Below are 15,920 nucleotides of genomic sequence, written 5' to 3' on the forward strand. Positions count from 1 at the left end.
GGTCGCGGTGTTTGCCATCATCCGGCCCCGCCATGACGAGGTGTACTGGCAAACCACCGAACAGCGGCGAGGTAGCGACATGACGGACAGCGCGGCAGGCGGCGGGGCTGTTGTCGAAGGCGATCACCACCGCGTCAGGTGCCTTGGCTTCGCGTGAGGCGATCAGCACCGGCTTGTCGCTGGCACGCACGACCCGTTCGACCTTGGAGCCGATATGGTCGGTCGCGAACTCGCCCGACGCGCCGCGCTTGCCGATGATGACCAATGCAGCATCGGCTTCACGCTCGACGATCGTCTCCACGATCCCTCCATGCAGGTGCATCGACGCGACCGTGATGCCCTGCTCCTTCAAGCGAGTGCCGCCTGCGTCCAGCAGGATGCGCCCTTCCTCGATGGCAAGACGCCCCGCCGCTTCCTCGATGCGGGTCAGCTCTTCCAGCAGCTCGCTTTTGACACCGAGGCCGATCGCGCCGCTATGATCGTTGCGCGATGCCACGGCATCCTTGCGCTGGACGACGTGCAGCAGCTCGACATCGGCCCCGAGCCGGGTAGCGGCCCAGGCCGCCAGATCGACGACGCTGGTCGCGTAGGTGGATGCGTCGATACAGGCCAATATGCGGTTCATAAGCCCTCTCCTCAGTGGGCGCCGAGCGCTGCTTCGGCGCCGGGCTTGTCATGGACGGCGAAGCGATCGACCATCGTCGCGCTCGCCTGATTGAGGCCGATGACCTCGACATGGGTGCCTTCGCGGCGGAACTTGAGGATCGCCTTGTCGAGGCTCCCCACCGCCGAAATGTCCCAGAAGTGCGCGGCGGTCAGGTCGATGACCACATTGTCCAGCACCTCCTTGAAGTCGAAGGCGTCGGCGAACCGCTCGGACGAGGCGAAGAACACCTGACCCGAGACGCGGTAGGTCCGCGTCCTGCCATCCGCGCTCAGCTCGGATGCCACGTCGAACAGGCGCTTGACCTTGCTGGCGAAGAACAGACCGGACAGGATCACGCCTGCGACCACGCCTTGCGCCAGATCGTGCGTCGAGACGACAACCAGCACCGTCACCAGCATGACAACCGACGACTGCCACGGATGGCTCTTGAGGTTCCTGATCGATCCCCAGGAGAAGGTGCCGATCGACACCATAATCATCACCGCGACCAGCGCCGGCATCGGAATGCGGGCGACCAGCGGCCCCAGTACGACGATCAGGAACAGCAGGAACGCGCCCGACACAAAGGTGGAAAGGCGGGTGGAGCCGCCCGACTTCACGTTGATGACCGACTGCCCGATCATGGCGCAGCCGCCCATCCCGCCGAGGAAGCCGGTCAGAAAATTGGCGATACCCTGCCCCTTCATCTCGCGGCGCTTGTTCGATGGCGTGTCGGTCAGATCATCGACGATCTGCGCGGTCATCATCGATTCCAGCAGGCCAACCGCCGCCATCGTCAGCGAATAGGGGAAAATGATGCGCAGCGTTTCCAGCGTGAACGGCACCTGTGGGATGCCGAACGCTGGCAGCGACGAGGGCAGCTTGCCCATATCGCCCACCGTGTTGACCTTGATGCCGGCATAGATCGAGACGATCGTCAGGATCACGATCGCGACCAGCGGCGACGGGATCGCCTTGGTCAGACGCGGGAACAGGTAGATGATCGCCAGGCCCGCCGCGACCATCGCGTAGGTTTCCCACCCGACGTTCGTTAGCTGGGGAAGCTGCGCGATGAAGATTAGGATCGCGAGCGCGTTGACGAAGCCGGTGATGACCGAGCGTGACACATACTGCATCAGCAGGTCGAGCTTCAGGAAGCCGGCGACGCCCTGGATCAGTCCCATGAGGATGGTGGCGGCAAAGAGGTACTGGACGCCGTGATCGCGGATCAGCGGCAGGACAAGAACCGCAATGGCGGCGGTTGCGGCCGAAATCATGCCGGGGCGTCCGCCCACGAGCGAGATGATGACGGCGATGGAGAAGGAGGCAAACAGCCCGACGCTTGGATCGACGCCGGCAATGATCGAGAAGCCGATGGCCTCCGGGATCAGCGCGAGCGCGACGACGATACCCGCAAGCACGTCGGCGCGCGGGTTCGAGAGCCATTCGCGTCGAAGCGAAGTAGCAAATGTCATGTAGAAACCTGATCGCAATAGCGAGGGGCGCACGCCGTCAGACGCGTTCAATCAACGATACTCGGAAGCGAGGCCCAAATTCGCTAAGGTTATCCCGGGGATAGGCGCCGGGCCGAGCCACCCGAATCAATCCGGGTCCGTCGAAGGCCTCTAGATAGTCACTGATCGGACCATATTGCAACTGCGAACATCAGCAGCCTGCATTCCCATAATACCATCGTTTGAGGGAAAGGGGGTGACCGCCGAGGAGTGGTGATTATGAGCAGCCCCCACCGGGTGGTCCGGGTTGATAGTTAGTGCATTGTCGTCTCCGCCGCCATTGCCGGTCGGAGGTGGAGCGAAGCGGAACCGGAGGCCGGCAATGGCGGTGTCGCCGCTTCCGGGGCGGGTGGTCGATAGCCGAGGCTGCTGTGCGGTCGGACAGTGTTGTAGTGACGCCGCCACGCCTCGATCAGCACCCTGGCTTCAGCGAGGGTGTAGAAGATCTCGCCGTTCAGCAGCTCATCCCGCAGCGAGCCGTTGAAGCTCTCGTTGTAGCCGTTCTCCCATGGCGAGCCCGGGGCGATGTAGAGCGTCTTCACGCCGATCTGCCTGAGCCAGGTCTGGACGGCGGCGGCGATGAACTCGCTGCCATAGCACATTGGGAAGCGCTGGTTTGGGAGCCGCTATGGCCCTGATGAAGACAAGGCCGCGTAGCGGCCGCAGGCTTCATCAGGGCAAGCCATGACCGGTCAGCAGGTATCTAAAGTGAGGTTGTCGAGACAACACTTTGGAGGCTGACCGACCATGACCAAGCTCACCTCTACGCCTGCCGGCGCCGTGCTGGTAGCTATCGATATGTCCAAGAGCCGGCAGGAGGTTCTCATCGAGCGACCGGAAGGCGGCCGGCGCCGGCGGATGACCGTCATGGCAACCAGGCAGGACTATGACGGCTTTGCCGAAAAACTCGCTGCCATCGGGCGCCCTATCATTGTCGGGTTCGAGGCGACGGGTAATTACCATCGCACGCTGGCACATCGGCTGCTGACGGCAGGGTTCGAGCTGCGCCTCATCTCGTCGGTCGCGCTCGCCAGAACGCGCGAGGCGCTGCACAATGGCTGGGACAAGAACGACCCCAAGGACGCGCAGGTCATCCTGCACATGCTGCGGATCGGTGCGACGCAGCGCTACGTCGATCCTCTCGCCGCGGGCATCAATGACCTGCAGGAACTCTCGAAGACCCACGAAACGATCTCTAGGATGAAGACGCAGACCTGGCACCGCATCCTGACCCACTACCTGCCGCTGTACTTCCCCGAGATCGCCCGCTTCGCAGGCAACAGCCGGTCCGACTGGTTTCTCGCGCTCATCGAGCGGTTCCCCACTCCTGCCAGCATCACCGCGCTCGACGCTGGGGCATTCTCGGCAGCTGCCTGGTGTCGTTGCCCCCTAATTGCCTGACGAGGCCTCGCGGGTTTGGGTGATGTACTCGCGGGGTGATCGGTAGCCTAGCGCCTTGTGCGGATGGACCTCATTGTAGTGGGTTAGCCAGCGGGGCAGTTGCTCGATGACAGTGCGTGCATCGGGCGTCGGGTTTACACGGACGTAGTCGCGCTTGAGGGTGCGCACGAAAGCTTCGGCCATGCCGTTCGATTGCGGAGAGCTGACCGGCGTGGTGCGGGGTACGAGGCCGATGTCGCGCGCGAAGCGGCGAGTATCGTGAGCAACGTAAGGGCTGCCGTTATCGCTGAGCCATTCAATGGGCGAGGCCAAGCGGTTCACCGGGCCAAAGCGATGCTCGACAGTGGCGACCATCAGATCACGGATGTCCTCGGCGGTGATGCCGCCGGTGGTAGCAACGTGCCCCATGGCCTCGCGGTCACAGCAGTCGAGTGCAAAGGCGACGCGCACCTTTTCGCCATTGTCGCAAGCGATCTCCAAGGCGTCAGAGCACCAGCGGGTGTTGCGCCGATCGACGGCAACGCGACCATCATGGCGCCGCTCCTCCCGGCTGCCGTTGTGGCGCTGAAGCAGCAGCCCGTGCACCTTCATGACCCGGTAGACCCGCTTGGGATTGGGCGCTGTGCGCCCGATCCTGGCAGCCTGGCGGCGCAGAAGGGCGTGGACCCGGCGATAACCGTAGGTGGGCAGATCGGCGATCAGCGCCCGGATGTCGCTGACCAAGTCGGTATCCGGTAGAGGCGGTCGACCTCGCCGACGTGTAGGCGACCGGTTGTGCATGGCTGACAGGTGCTGGCGGCTGACGCCCAACGCCTCGGCCACCGCGCTCACCGGTCGTCCCCTGGCAACGAGATCGAGCGCAAGAGGAGTTTTTTTGGGCCTGCGGCCCGGGAGACGGCCTCCCGCAGTATCTCGGCTTCCATAGTCTTCTTGCCCAGCAGGCGCTGCAGCTCGGCGACCTGGTTCTGCAGCGACCGGTACTCGGAGGCGGGCACCACCTCCTCGCCGGCACCGGCGGCAGTCAGCGCACCCTGCGCAACCAGCCTGCGCCAGGTGAAGATCTGGCTGCCACTGATGCCATGCTGCCGGGCTACCAGCGACACGTTCATGCCCGGCAGATACGTCTCCTCGACGATCCGGACCTTTTCCTCCGGGGTCCAGCGCCTCCGGCGCTGAACCCCGGAGAGGACCTCGCCGCCATTGTAGCGCCTAGTCGTATGCTCAGTCATATGGCTCACTCTTATCTAAGAGCGAGACCCTGTCAGGTCATTTCGGGGGCCAACTCACCTGGCCTCTCATCGGCCGCAAGGTTTCCAAGGCCCGTCTTGTCAATGACATATACGAAACGGCCTGCGCTTCGGTGGCTCTGCCGGTCCCGGAGGATTCGGCAGCAATTACCATGTTCCGCATGGTCATCGCGCAGGGACGCAGCCTCATCCACCAGCGTGACGAGATAGAGCGGCTTGCCCATGACAGGCTGGCCGAGCATGTTGATTATAAGCTGCTGCGCAACATTCCGGGCATTGGTCCGATTAACGCGCTGACCATTCTGGCCGAGGCCGGTGATTTGCGTCGCTTCAACCATCATCGACAGTTCCTGAAGTTCTGCGGCCTCGATCTCGCAACGTGCCAGTCAGGCACGTTTCGTGGCCGCACCAAGCTGTCCAAGTACGGCAACGCGCGTCTGCGCCGCACCTTCTGGATGGCTGCCCAGGTCGCCGCGCGTCAGCGCGACAACAGTTTCCGTGACAAGCTCGGACGGTACACCGCCGGGCACGCGGACGATGCCGACCGTCGCCGCAAGGCGATGACGGCGCTCACCGCCAAGATGGCGCGCGTGGCTCACGCCGTCGTCAAGACGGGGACAGAGTACCGGCCGTTCCTCGAACGGTCGGATGCCAGGTGGAAGGACCCCTCTCTGCAAGTGCCGTGAGGGCGCTCGTCGAGCGACCCTGTAGATAATGTTCGGGCCTTCCACCTGGGTGCGTATCTCGTTTTAAGGATGGTGAGGACCACGGCCGCCCCGGCGCCGCTGGATCCTGTGTTTGCTATGGCAGGGAGCGATCCCGTTGACGGTGGAAGCCATCTGGCTCAGATTGCATGCCGCGCCGATGGTTGTCGGCGCATGGATATCTGCTGGCCAAAACCCGCCGCTGCTTCCAGACATAGGACGTTGTCCGACCTGATATGCGCGGGCGGACCACGCTCGATGAACAACTCGGCCAGCGCTGCCAGTACGTCTTCGTGTTTGAGCTGGCGCGCGACGACGAGTGCCAGGCACTCCCTGCTCGCCTCGTCGATAATGGTAAGGATGCGGAACTTGCGTCCGTCATGGGTGCGTTCCTCGACGAAGTCGTAAGCCCAGACATGCCCCGGATACTCCGGCCGCAACCGGATGCACGAGCCATCGTTCAGCCATAACCGGCCGCGTTTCGGCTGGCGCTGCGGCACCTTCAGCCCCTCGCGTCGCCAGATCCGTTCCACCCGTTTATCGTCTAATCGGTCAAGCCGTTTGCCAAGGTGCTCGTAGTCGATCTTCTTTTGCGCATCGTTGTCGTCTTCGAGGTCAGGACGGGTCCAGCCTCAGCATGGCGCCAGATCGCCGGCCTCTCGATGTGGTTCCCGTGTTCCAGATGGTCACGAAGCGGGTCACGAGATGGCCGTGGCCGCACCCTGGCGGGGCGGCAGCTCGGAAAGCAGATATCAGGCCATGGCAGTCACCTTTGGGTCAAAGCCTCGCCCGTCGATCCACATCCGGTGGAGGATCACCGCCAGCTTGCGGGCCAGCGCAACGCGCGCCTTCCAGAAGCCCGATCTCCGGCCGATGGCGGCAGCCCAGTCCTTCAGCGCCGACGCCTGCGAGGTCCGCGACAGCATGACATTGGCCGCTTCGAACAGCAGCTTGCGGGTGAGACGATCTCCGCACTTGGAGATGCGGCCGTTGATGTCGACCTCGCCCGACTGGTAGCGACGCGGAGTGAGACCGAGATAGGCGCCGACATCCTGCGAGCGTCGGAACCGGTGAGGATCCTCGATGGTGGTCATGAAGCTGACGGCCGTCAGCGGTCCGACGCCGGGCATCGTCATCATCAAGCGGCAGGCGCCGCTTTGCCGGGCAACCCGGGCGAGCTGCTTGGCAATGGCAAGCTGTTGCTCCCGCAATGTGCTCAGCATCGCCAGTAGGCTCTCGAACAGTGCGGCGACCACCGGATCGTCCGGCAGCGTTGCCCGGACCTGACGTTCGAAGGTGCCACCCTTCCCGGGTCCGACCAGAATGCCGAAAGTCTTCGCCAGGCCGCGTATCTTGTTGATGAGCGCGGTGCTCATGCCGACCAGCTGGTCTCGCGTGATCAGGAGCGCACGCAACCGGTGCGTATCCATCGAGCGAACAGCGACCGGCCGGTACCAGCCCGAGCGGACCAGCCGTGCCAACCCAAACGCGTCGTTGCGGTCCGTCTTGTTCATCTGCAGCTTCAGCGCTGCCGCAGCATGCCTGGCATGAAGACACACCACCGGCAGCTCTCGCTCGGTCAATGCGTGCCACAACCACACGGTCATCGGGCCCGTCTCGATACCGATCCTCACGGCTCCTGCGGCCCTCCGCGCCAGCACGGCCGCAATAGCGTCCGGGTCCGTTCGCGACTTACCGTCCCATATGCGATCGCCCGTTTCGTCCACGACGCAGATCGCGGTCTCCTTCATCGACACATCTAGGCCAACATAGCAGGTCATCTTCCGTCCTCCTCTTCAGGGGACGACAGGCTATCCCAACGAGCACCGCTCCTGATTACGCCATGTGGTTCACCGACCAACCCGCCGCATGCAGCAGCGCCGTCACCCGGCGATAGCCGTAGCGCCCGTACTGCCTGGCAAGGGCGATGATATCCTCGGTGAGCGCCAGCTCGTCATCTGCCCCGAACGGCACCTTGCGCTGCGTCGACCGGTGCTGGCCGAGCACGCGGCACACCCGCCGCTCGGATACATCCAGCACCTCCCGGACCTGGTCGATGCAGCGCCGACGCCGTGCGGGGCTCAGAAGTTTCCCTTGGCTGCCTCCTGCAGGATGAGCTTGTCCAGCGTCAGATCCGAGATCGCCCGGCGCAGCCGCAGGTTCTCCTTTTCCAGATCCTTCATCCGCCGAGTCTGATCGGTCTTCAGGCCACCATATTCCTTGCGCCAGCGGTATTAGGTCTGCTCGCTGACCGCGATGCGCCGACAGGCCTCGGCGGTCGTGCCGCCCTGACCCAGCATGATCTCAACCTCACGTAGCTTCCCGATAATCTCCTCGGGCTTGTGCTTCTTCGCAGGCATTCGTCGTCCCTTCCTTGGTCCAGACTGTAATAGTCGATGGACCACTCAGAAGGGGGCAGCTCAGACGGCCATGATCGGCGCGCGGCGCGCCAGCAATGACGGCTAGTAAGATGATGGCGAGTAGAACGAGATGATGAGGCCCGATGATAGCAGGCGCTCCCACGAGGCGATCCGCGCCGCTGCCTACGCACTTCGTGACTGCGTCAGGGCTGGACCTCCGCTTACCGACCTCGGCCGGCTACGAATGAACCTGGCCAATGCGGTACGGGAGCATCTGCCTACACAGCAGGGCTGGAACAAGGAGGCTCGAGGCTATTTCGCCGACCAGATGCCGACTTACGAGCGGATCATGGAAGAGGATCGCGAGCTTCGGCTACGCTACTCCGACCACATACGGCGTTGGAGCAGCAACGCGATAGCTTCGAACGTCCCAGCCTATGCTGCGGACGTCGCAACACTGGTAGAGCGCCTCGACCGCTACCTGCGGTCGCTTGAGCACGAGCTCTATAAGCCGATGCACCAGGCAGGGATCGAGGCGTGATCGGTGATCAATTGCCCCTGTAGGTGGAGTAGCCGAAGGGGCTGACCACGACCGGCACATGGTAGTGCGCGGCAGGGTCGGTGACGCGGAACACGGGATCGATCTCGGGGAAGAATGGCACCGCCTTCGCATCCGGGTAGCCTGCCATGTCGAACAGCAGCTTGTAGGTGCGCGGCGCGAACTTCGACGGCTACCTACCCGACGCCGATATCTCGGTTGAAACCGGGCAAACCTATAGTCCTGCATGACGATCTGGCATCTTGCATCACCGCGAGCAGCTATCGAAACCGGCGTTTATCACCTACAGTCCTGCAAGGCAGGGTCGCCGGTCCTGCGAAACCGATGGTGGGGGTGCCGTTGCGACCTGTGTCAGCTGCGATCTGTGTTCCGGTCCGCAACGAGGAGACTGCGTTACCGAAGTTGCTGGAGGCGATCGAGCGACTGGACCTGGGCGACGTCGAGGCTGCCGTGTTCTTCCTCCTTGATAATTGCTCGGATGCGAGCGAGCAGGTAATACTCGAGCATGCTGGTCGCATGGCCCTTCCGTTCACGGTGGCTCAGGGAGACCCGTCCCCTGATGCCAATGCCGGTCGTGCACGCCGGGCCGCCATCGCCCTCGGCCTGCATCATGCGGCGAGCACGCCCCACGGTATTCTCCTGACGACCGACGCCGACAGCCAGCCCCGTGCCGATTGGGTCAGGGCGGCACTGCAGGGCCTGGCCTCGGCCGACCTTGTCGCCGGGCGAATCGTCCGGATCGCAGCGGAGCGGGATCCGGTGCAGGGGAGGGTCGAGCGCTACCTCGATCGGCTTCACGCCTACCGACGATCGGTCGACCCCGTTCCGTGGGACAGTCCGACCGGCTCCCACTGCTCGGGAGGCGCCAACATGGCCTTCCGACCCGGAGCCTATCAGGCGCTGGGTGGCTTCCAGCCGGTGCCATGCGGCGAGGACGCCGCCCTGCTCGACGATGCCGGGCGCGCCGGGTTTCGCGTGCGCCGCGATCCCGGCATGGTGGTTGCGACCTCCTCACGGCGGCTCGGCCGGGCGCCGGGCGGCATGGCGGCTGCGCTCAGTGCCATCGACCATCACGGGGCACCCTCAATGCCGCATCCCCGAGGGGCGGCATGGCAATACCGACAGCAGGCGGAGGCGCGCCGCATTTGGGCCGGGCTCCCCGATTCCTTTGTCGCAGCTCGCTTCGGCGACCGTATCGGATTGACCGGTGACCATGTGATCGGCGTCGCGCGCGACTGCCCCAACGCAGAGGCGTTCGCCATGCGTGTCGTGCCGGCGCTGCCCGATATACCCGACGTCACCCTCGCCGAGGCCGAGCATGCCCTGGCAACGCTCGAGCACCAGCTTTGCGAGCAGGCGGTATGACGACGACCAAAGCTCTGCGCCATGCGATCGTCGCGGCAGGGTGGGTGACCGACCCCGCCGGCGATCCGACGACGCCCGAGGCATATCTGGACCTGCTCCGCCCTCTTTACGCTGCGGGACGCCGGGATCTCCCCATCGGGCGCCTGCTGGAGGGGCATGTCGATGCGGTGCAAATCGTGTTTCGATACGGCACGTCGTCCCAGGTCGCTGCGTTGCGGGCGCGGATCGCTGCGGGAGCGATGCTGGGTGTGTGGAATGCGGGCCTGCCGGGTGAGTCGCTGGTGCTTACCGGCGGACGGCTGACCGGCGGCAAGGGCTATGCATCGGGGGCGGGGATACTGACTCACGCGCTGGTAACTGCGGATAGCGAACGCGGGCCGCAGCTGCTCCTGCTCGACCTGGATGCCGATCCGCCTGCCATCGATCGGGAGTGGTGGCAGACGATCGGCATGCAGCGCTCGGAGACACATCTGGTGCGCTGGTCCGGCTCTGTGATCCGTGAAGACGGCCGTATCGGCGAGCCCGGCAGCTATGCGCGGGAGCCGTTCTTCAGCGGAGGCGCGCTGCGCTTCGCCGCGGTTCATGCCGGGGGCATCGCCGGCCTGCTCGATGCAGTGCGTGACCACCTGACCACCCACGAGCGCGCTTCCGATCCGTTCCAGGCATCGCGCCTCGCCGACCTGTTCCTGCTTGCCCAGGGTGCAGCGGCGAGCATCCGCGACACGGCGGGCGCCTGGTTCAGCGGGACGGATGCGGAACGCCTCGCCCGGGTGTCCGCTGCGCGGCTATCGATCGCCGGCTCTGCCGAGCGCGCCCTGACGATCGCGCAGGAGGCGGTGGGGCTGCAGGGATTGTTCCTATCGCATCCGCTGGCGGCAAAGATCGCCGATCTCATGGTGTACCTGCGCCAGCCTGCGCCCGACGCGCATCGCTTTCGCGTCGGCCAGGCTGTCGCCGAGCACATCCTCGACCCCATTCTGTGAGGATCCCGCTGCGAAACGTACGTGTCGCGCTGGTGATCGCCCCGCACCCGGATGACGAGGTCATCGGCGCGGCAGGCCTCATTGCGCGGCTTCGCCGCCATGGAGCTCGGGTCCGGGTTGCGGTCGTGACCGATGGTGCCGCGTCTCACCGGGGCAGCCGACAATGGCCGAGAGCGCGACTGGTCGCGGCGCGCCAGCGTGAGAGCCTTCATGCGCTACGTCGTCTCGGCATCGTTGCTGGCGACGTCTCGTTCCTCAATTTGCCCGATGGCCAGTTGCCCTCGATCCCGGGACGCTGTTATCGCGCGCTGCGCCGCCAGGTCGCACGATGCCGGGATCTCGATCTCATCGTCGGACCGGCCTGCGATGACGACCATCCCGATCACCGCGCCGTAGCAGCGGCCGTCGCCCGATGCCCGGGTGGCGCCGGTCGGCTGACCTACCGCGTGTGGCCGCCTCGCCCGGACAGGTCCGGACCGGCATGGCGCATCGCTGTGCCCGGAGGAGTTCCGGTTAAGCGGTCGCTGATCCGCGTCTACCGGACGCAGCTCGGCGCCGTTTCCGATGATCCAGCAGGCTTCACGATCGCGAGACACGAGCTTGCGGCCTTTGCTCGTCCGGTCGAGCGCTACCGGCCGGGTTCGAAGTGACGAGCCCGATCGATCTTGCCGGGTTCGCCGCCAAGTTCGCCGGCGACGACGATCCCTGGCGCACCTTCACCGCCCGTGACGAGGCGGTGAAGCGTGCCGTGATCCTGCACGCGATAGGTCACCGACCGGTCGGACGGGTGCTGGAGCTGGCCAGCGGCAACGGATCCAACAGTGCCGCGATCGCGAGGATGGCGTTGTGCCTCGATGCGACCGAGGGCACGAGGGAGGGGGTCGACCTGACGGCACGCGCCGTCGCGGCCTGGCCTCGTGCGTGCGCATCGCTGCTCGTGCTCCCCGGTCGACCGCCACGTCTCGTCTATGACGTGATCGTGATCGCCGAGATCCTGTATTACCTCTCAGCGCGAGAGATGGCCCGGGTTGCGCGTGAGATGGCCGCTCGCCTGCGGGGAGACGGCACCATCGTGCTCGCGCACCACAGGATCGACTACTACGACTTCGCCCAGCACGCGGCAGGAATCCACGCCCGGTTCCTCGCAGAGACCGGGCGTCGTTGGACGGTTCGCACCGTGCGCCGCACCCGCCGCTGGGTCGTCACCGCGGCCCGCGCCGACGGTGTGCCCCGATCCCCTTGAACGCGAGCGAGGCAGCACGTCCCACGTCCGTGCGATATGAGGCTTGCCGTTAAGTGGAGCGGCAGGACGTCCACCTGCCGCTCCCGCCAGGGTCGTCAGGCCGCCGCGTCGAGATCGACCTTCATCTCCCGAGCCCAGAACCTGAGGTCACGACAGGTCGTGACGAACGCCTTGACGTCCTTGCTCTTGCTTAGGGCTACGAAGCCATCGTCAAGCTCCGGCACTCGAGAAGCGTCGAACAACGTGGCGGCTGCATCGGTGTAGCCGATGAACTTGCAGTGGCCGAACGCGTCCGCCACGAAGTCCTTGGAGGCCGCATCCTTGGCGAGCATCGCAACCCCCTCCTCGGACGGGAGCACCGCGACGGCATCGAACAGGACCGAAGGTCCGCCGTCGATCTTCTGCTTGGCCGCGACCTTGGTGCCGTCGTCGAGCGTGACCCCGCCGATCTTCGGCGCGACCACCTCCCAGACCGCGCCTTCGGCTTCCAGCGCCTTCGTCAGCGCATTGAACAGCTCGGCGCTCGACCCATCGGTCAGCAGCAGGCCCATCTTTCGCCCGGCGAAATTCGCCGGGCCGTTGGCGACGATCGAGAGCGCCGACGATGTCGGCAGGTCTAGCGTCGGCTTGGCCGCCTTGGCGGCGTCCGGCAGGTCAAGGCCGAGCCCGTCCGCAACGGTAGCGGCGAGATCCTCGTCGATGTTGCGCAGGTGGCTGACCGCCCGGGCCCGGATGTCGACACGATCTACCTTCGACAGCTCGAACACCAGCGCGTCGCCGATGTGCTTCTGCTCGATCGGCTGCTGGCTGAGATAGAACTGCCGCGCCTGGCTGTAATGATCGGCAAAGGTTTCGGACCGAACCCGCTGCTTAGTCCCCTGAACCTCGGCGGGGAAGCTGGTGAAGCCGATCTCCGCGTTCTCGCGCGGACCGCCTTCCGCGCCCCAGCTGTTCGGCTCATAGTTCACGCGCCCCTTCGGATTGCGCATCGCCATGTGGCCGTCCTGCTGGAAGTTCATCACCGGACAGCGCGGGGCATTGATCGGCAGGTGGGTGAAGTTCGGGCTGCCGAGCCGCTTCAGCTGGGTATCGAGATAGGAGAAGTTGCGGCCGTGCAGCAGCGGGTCGTCACTGAAGTCGATGCCCGGCACGATGTTCTGCGTGCAGTAGGCGACCTGCTCGGTTTCGGCGAAGAAGTTGTCGACGTTGCGATTAAGCGTGAGCGTACCGACGATGCGGACCGGCACGTCCTCCTCGGGGATGAGCTTGGTCGAGTCGAGATGGTCGAAGGGAAGCTTGTCGGCGGTTTCCTGATCGAACAGCTGGACGCCGAGATCCCATTGCGGGAAGTCACCGCTCTCGATCGCCTCCCAGAGATCGCGGCGATGATAGTCGGGATCGGCGCCGCTGATCTTGACCGCTTCGTTCCACAGCACCGACTGGAGCCCCTGGCGCGGCTTCCAGTGGAACTTGACGAAGGTCGACCTGCCTTCCGCGTTCACCAGGCGGAAGCTGTGGACGCCGAAGCCCTCCATCGTGCGGAAGGAGCGGGGGATCGTGCGATCGGACATGATCCACATGATCATGTGCCAGGCTTCCGGGGTGAGGCTGGCGAAATCCCAGAAATTGTCGTGTGCGGTTTGCGCCTGGGGGAACGCCCGGTCGGGCTCCTGCTTAGCCGCATGGACCAGATCGGGGAACTTGATGGCATCCTGGATGAAGAACACCGGGATGTTGTTGCCGACGATGTCCCAGTTGCCCTGCTTCGTGTACATCTTGACGGCGAAGCCGCGCACGTCGCGCGCCAGATCGCGCGAGCCCTTGTTGCCCGCTACCGTTGAGAAGCGGACGAACACCTCCGTCTGCTGCCCGACCGTGCTCAGCACGTCGGCGCGGGTGTAGTCGGCCAGACTGTCGGTCAGCTCGAACACGCCGTGCGCGCCATAGCCGCGTGCGTGGACGACGCGCTCCGGGATGCGCTCGTGATCGAAATGGAAGATCTTTTCGCGGAGGATGAAGTCCTCGAGCAGCGTGGGGCCCCGCAGACCCGCCTTGAGACTGTTCTGGGCGTCCGCGATCGGGATGCCCTGCTGCGTGGTCATGGTAAGTGCCGCGTCCGAGGTCGTCTGGCGGGTTTCGCCGCCATGGCCCTGCTGCTCGGCATAGTTCGTCGGCTGGTCGGCACCCGCCGGCAGCGGCGGTGCCTTCTTGGCCGTCTCGCCCTTGAGTTTCACCGCGTCGCTTTTGATGCTCTTGCGTGCCATGGACGTAATCCTCCGATCATGCCCTTAATGCCACCAGCGCCACGGCGATGCGAGGCATAAATCTTTGTAGCGACTGGGAACCGACCCGGAGGACCGAAATCAAGTTATGTCAGTCGAGCATGGTCGCCGGTTCGGACGACAGGCGCGGGCTCGGCAACGTAAGTGTTCATGGCTGCGCAGAACCCGACTGCGGCTTCCTTGGTCCTGGATCACAGCCAGGGAAAGCCGATATGAGCCGGTTGGAGATGTCTTAACGCCTTGCCGTTAGCCGAGCATGATGTACTCCCAGGTCGTACAGGTTTTCGACTGCGTCCGGCACGACCACGATCTGTGGTTGGTGCTGCTCGCCGGCCTGGTTTGCCTCTGCGGAATCTATGCGTCCTTTGCCCTGGCCGACCATGCCATACGCTCAGGGCGGAAGACGCGCAGCCTGTGAGAACCTATCACCATCGTGTCGGCCGGCTGCACGGCCTGGGCGACCCACTTCATTATCTTGCTGGCTTTCAAGCCGGGCATGCCGTCTGCGTTCAACCCGCTGGCCGTACGGCCGTTTTACGGCCGCTCGTTGATGTAAACGAATCAAATGGACAGGGACCCATGCCGCGGCTCAAGGCGTTGAGCGTCATAGACATGGCCCTGACGACAGGGACATGCACTCAGATGAGGAAACGACATGCGCGCACTATGCTGGCACGGTAAAGGCGATGTCCGCGTCGACACCGTTGCGGATCCCGAGATCAAGCACCCGCGCGATGCGATCATCAAAGTAACCGCCTGCGCGATCTGCGGGTCGGACCTTCACCTGCTGGATGGCTACCAGCCCACCATGGAGGCCGGCGACATCCTCGGCCACGAGAACATGGGCGAGGTCGTGGCGCTCGGGTCCGAGGTCACCAACCTCAAGATCGGGGACCGGGTGGTGGTGCCGTTCACGATCAGCTGCGGCGATTGCTGGTTCTGCAAGAAGGGTCTGTTTGCGGCCTGCGATCGGACCAATCCGAACGCCGAGATGGCCGCCAAGGCGATGGGCCATTCGCCCGCCGGGCTGTTCGGCTTCAGCCACATGCTGGGCGGCTACTGCGGCGGTCAGGCGGAGTATCTCCGCGTGCCGATGGCGGATGTCGGTCCGATCAAGATTCCCGACAACGTTACCGACGAGCAGGCCCTCTTCCTATCGGATATCTTCCCGACCGGCTACATGGCCGCCGAGAATGCGCAGATCGAGCATGGCGACACCGTCGCGATCTGGGGCTGCGGTCCGGTCGGCCAGTTCGCCATCCGCTCCGCGCTGATGATGGGCGCCGGCCGCGTGATCGCGATCGACGAGGTGCCCGAGCGACTCGCCATGGCGGAGGCCGGTGGCGCTGAGACGATTAACTTCGCCGAAACCGATGTCTACGACGAGCTGCAGGCGCGAACCAAGGGCCGGGGCCCCGACAGCTGCATCGATGCTGTCGGCTGCGAGGCGGCCGCGCACGGGGCGGCGGACGCGGTCATGGACAAGGTGAAGGCAAGCATGATGCTCGCCACTGATCGCGTCCACGTCCTGCGGCAGGCGATCATGAGCTGCCGCAAGGGCGGCACGGTCTCCGTGCCCGGCGTCTACGTCGGGATGGGTGACAAGCTTCCGATCG

The 15,920-nt window shown here is 64.7% G+C and carries 11 protein-coding genes, 6 pseudogenes and 1 other annotated feature; of the genes and pseudogenes, 8 read left to right on the top strand and 9 right to left on the bottom strand.

Going from position 1 to position 15,920, the window contains the following annotated elements:
- The 3 genes and pseudogenes from AX735_RS26785 to AX735_RS26795 form a co-directional block, all read right to left on the bottom strand.
- On the bottom strand, positions 1–625 hold a 625-nt coding region (locus tag AX735_RS26785; RefSeq protein WP_066278957.1), incomplete at its 3' end, for a universal stress protein.
- 11 nt (positions 626–636) lie between these two features.
- Positions 637–2,121, bottom strand: a complete 1,485-nt coding sequence (locus AX735_RS26790; protein WP_007684580.1) for a SulP family inorganic anion transporter — start codon at positions 2,119–2,121, stop codon at positions 637–639.
- 87 nt (positions 2,122–2,208) lie between these two features.
- Positions 2,209–2,263, bottom strand: a sequence feature (sul1 is cis-regulatory element that is thought to sense ions involved in sulfur or methionine metabolism; They are found in Alphaproteobacteria).
- A gap of 151 nt (positions 2,264–2,414) precedes the next feature.
- Positions 2,415–2,753 (bottom strand): annotated as a pseudogene (locus AX735_RS26795) (integrase core domain-containing protein); the annotation flags it as partial.
- A 154-nt stretch (positions 2,754–2,907) separates the two neighbouring features.
- On the opposite strand from AX735_RS26795, the pseudogene AX735_RS26800 reads away from it, so the two are divergent.
- Positions 2,908–3,537 (top strand): annotated as a pseudogene (locus tag AX735_RS26800) (IS110 family transposase); the annotation flags it as partial.
- A gap of 12 nt (positions 3,538–3,549) precedes the next feature.
- Here the strand turns inward: AX735_RS26800 and AX735_RS26805 are convergent.
- Positions 3,550–4,790 (bottom strand): IS3 family transposase gene (locus AX735_RS26805; RefSeq protein WP_090423511.1). Its coding sequence is split into 2 segments (ribosomal slippage): positions 3,550–4,436 and positions 4,436–4,790, totalling 1,242 coding nucleotides; the frame shifts between segments, so codons are not numbered across the junction.
- 59 nt (positions 4,791–4,849) lie between these two features.
- Between AX735_RS26805 and AX735_RS26810 the strand changes: the two are divergent.
- Positions 4,850–5,519, top strand: a pseudogene (locus tag AX735_RS26810) (transposase); the annotation flags it as partial.
- A gap of 214 nt (positions 5,520–5,733) precedes the next feature.
- On the opposite strand, the pseudogene AX735_RS26815 reads toward AX735_RS26810, so the two are convergent.
- From AX735_RS26815 to AX735_RS26825, 3 genes and pseudogenes are all read right to left on the bottom strand, one after another.
- A pseudogene (locus AX735_RS26815) lies at positions 5,734–6,060 on the bottom strand (DDE-type integrase/transposase/recombinase); the annotation flags it as partial.
- A 204-nt stretch (positions 6,061–6,264) separates the two neighbouring features.
- A complete protein-coding gene (locus AX735_RS26820; RefSeq protein WP_020493465.1) occupies positions 6,265–7,293 on the bottom strand; it encodes an IS110 family transposase in 1,029 nt (342 codons plus the stop codon).
- A 67-nt stretch (positions 7,294–7,360) separates the two neighbouring features.
- A pseudogene (locus AX735_RS26825) lies at positions 7,361–7,872 on the bottom strand (transposase); the annotation flags it as partial.
- A 244-nt stretch (positions 7,873–8,116) separates the two neighbouring features.
- Here AX735_RS26825 and AX735_RS26830 point away from each other — a divergent pair.
- Entirely contained in the window at positions 8,117–8,413 is a 297-nt protein-coding gene (locus AX735_RS26830) for a hypothetical protein (protein WP_082442131.1), read from the top strand.
- Positions 8,414–8,420: 7 nt separating this feature from the next.
- Here the strand turns inward: AX735_RS26830 and AX735_RS26835 are convergent.
- A pseudogene (locus AX735_RS26835) lies at positions 8,421–8,585 on the bottom strand (hydroxyisourate hydrolase); the annotation flags it as partial.
- 248 nt (positions 8,586–8,833) lie between these two features.
- Here AX735_RS26835 and AX735_RS26840 point away from each other — a divergent pair.
- Genes AX735_RS26840 through AX735_RS26855 form a run of 4 tightly spaced genes read left to right on the top strand, consistent with a single transcriptional unit; the run spans position 8,834 to position 12,022 of the window.
- Positions 8,834–9,796: a glycosyltransferase gene (locus AX735_RS26840; protein ID WP_206378455.1), complete on the top strand. Its 963-nt coding sequence runs from the start codon at positions 8,834–8,836 to the stop codon at positions 9,794–9,796.
- Positions 9,797–9,840: 44 nt separating this feature from the next.
- Entirely contained in the window at positions 9,841–10,779 is a 939-nt protein-coding gene (locus AX735_RS26845) for an acyl-CoA dehydrogenase (protein WP_231729960.1), read from the top strand.
- A complete protein-coding gene (locus tag AX735_RS26850; RefSeq protein ID WP_010408764.1) occupies positions 10,776–11,429 on the top strand; it encodes a PIG-L deacetylase family protein in 654 nt (217 codons plus the stop codon). Before AX735_RS26845 ends, AX735_RS26850 begins: the two co-directional genes overlap by 4 nt.
- Complete coding sequence (locus AX735_RS26855) at positions 11,426–12,022, top strand: SAM-dependent methyltransferase (protein ID WP_066278969.1); 597 nt, start codon at positions 11,426–11,428, stop codon at positions 12,020–12,022. Before AX735_RS26850 ends, AX735_RS26855 begins: the two co-directional genes overlap by 4 nt.
- A 95-nt stretch (positions 12,023–12,117) precedes the next feature.
- Here the strand turns inward: AX735_RS26855 and AX735_RS26860 are convergent, their stop codons facing one another.
- Entirely contained in the window at positions 12,118–14,286 is a 2,169-nt protein-coding gene (locus AX735_RS26860) for a catalase (RefSeq protein WP_018250473.1), read from the bottom strand.
- A 673-nt stretch (positions 14,287–14,959) separates the two neighbouring features.
- On the opposite strand from AX735_RS26860, the gene AX735_RS26865 reads away from it, so the two are divergent.
- Positions 14,960–15,920, top strand: a 961-nt coding sequence (locus tag AX735_RS26865) for a zinc-dependent alcohol dehydrogenase (protein WP_066278972.1), incomplete at its 3' end; no start/stop codon positions are given.

Origin of the sequence: Blastomonas sp. CCH1-A6, from assembly GCF_001556365.1 — a bacterium.
GTDB classification, from domain to species: Bacteria; Pseudomonadota; Alphaproteobacteria; order Sphingomonadales; family Sphingomonadaceae; genus Blastomonas; species Blastomonas ursincola.

What these genes read in the sequence shown, in the direction of transcription:
- AX735_RS26790 (WP_007684580.1), bottom strand. Translation starts at nt 2,121, where the DNA reads ATGACATTTGCTACTTCGCTTCGACGCGAATGGCTCTCGAACCCGCGC.
- AX735_RS26830 (WP_082442131.1), top strand. Translation starts at nt 8,117, where the DNA reads ATGAACCTGGCCAATGCGGTACGGGAGCATCTGCCTACACAGCAGGGC.
- AX735_RS26860 (WP_018250473.1), bottom strand. Translation starts at nt 14,286, where the DNA reads ATGGCACGCAAGAGCATCAAAAGCGACGCGGTGAAACTCAAGGGCGAG.
- AX735_RS26820 (WP_020493465.1), bottom strand. Translation starts at nt 7,293, where the DNA reads ATGACCTGCTATGTTGGCCTAGATGTGTCGATGAAGGAGACCGCGATC.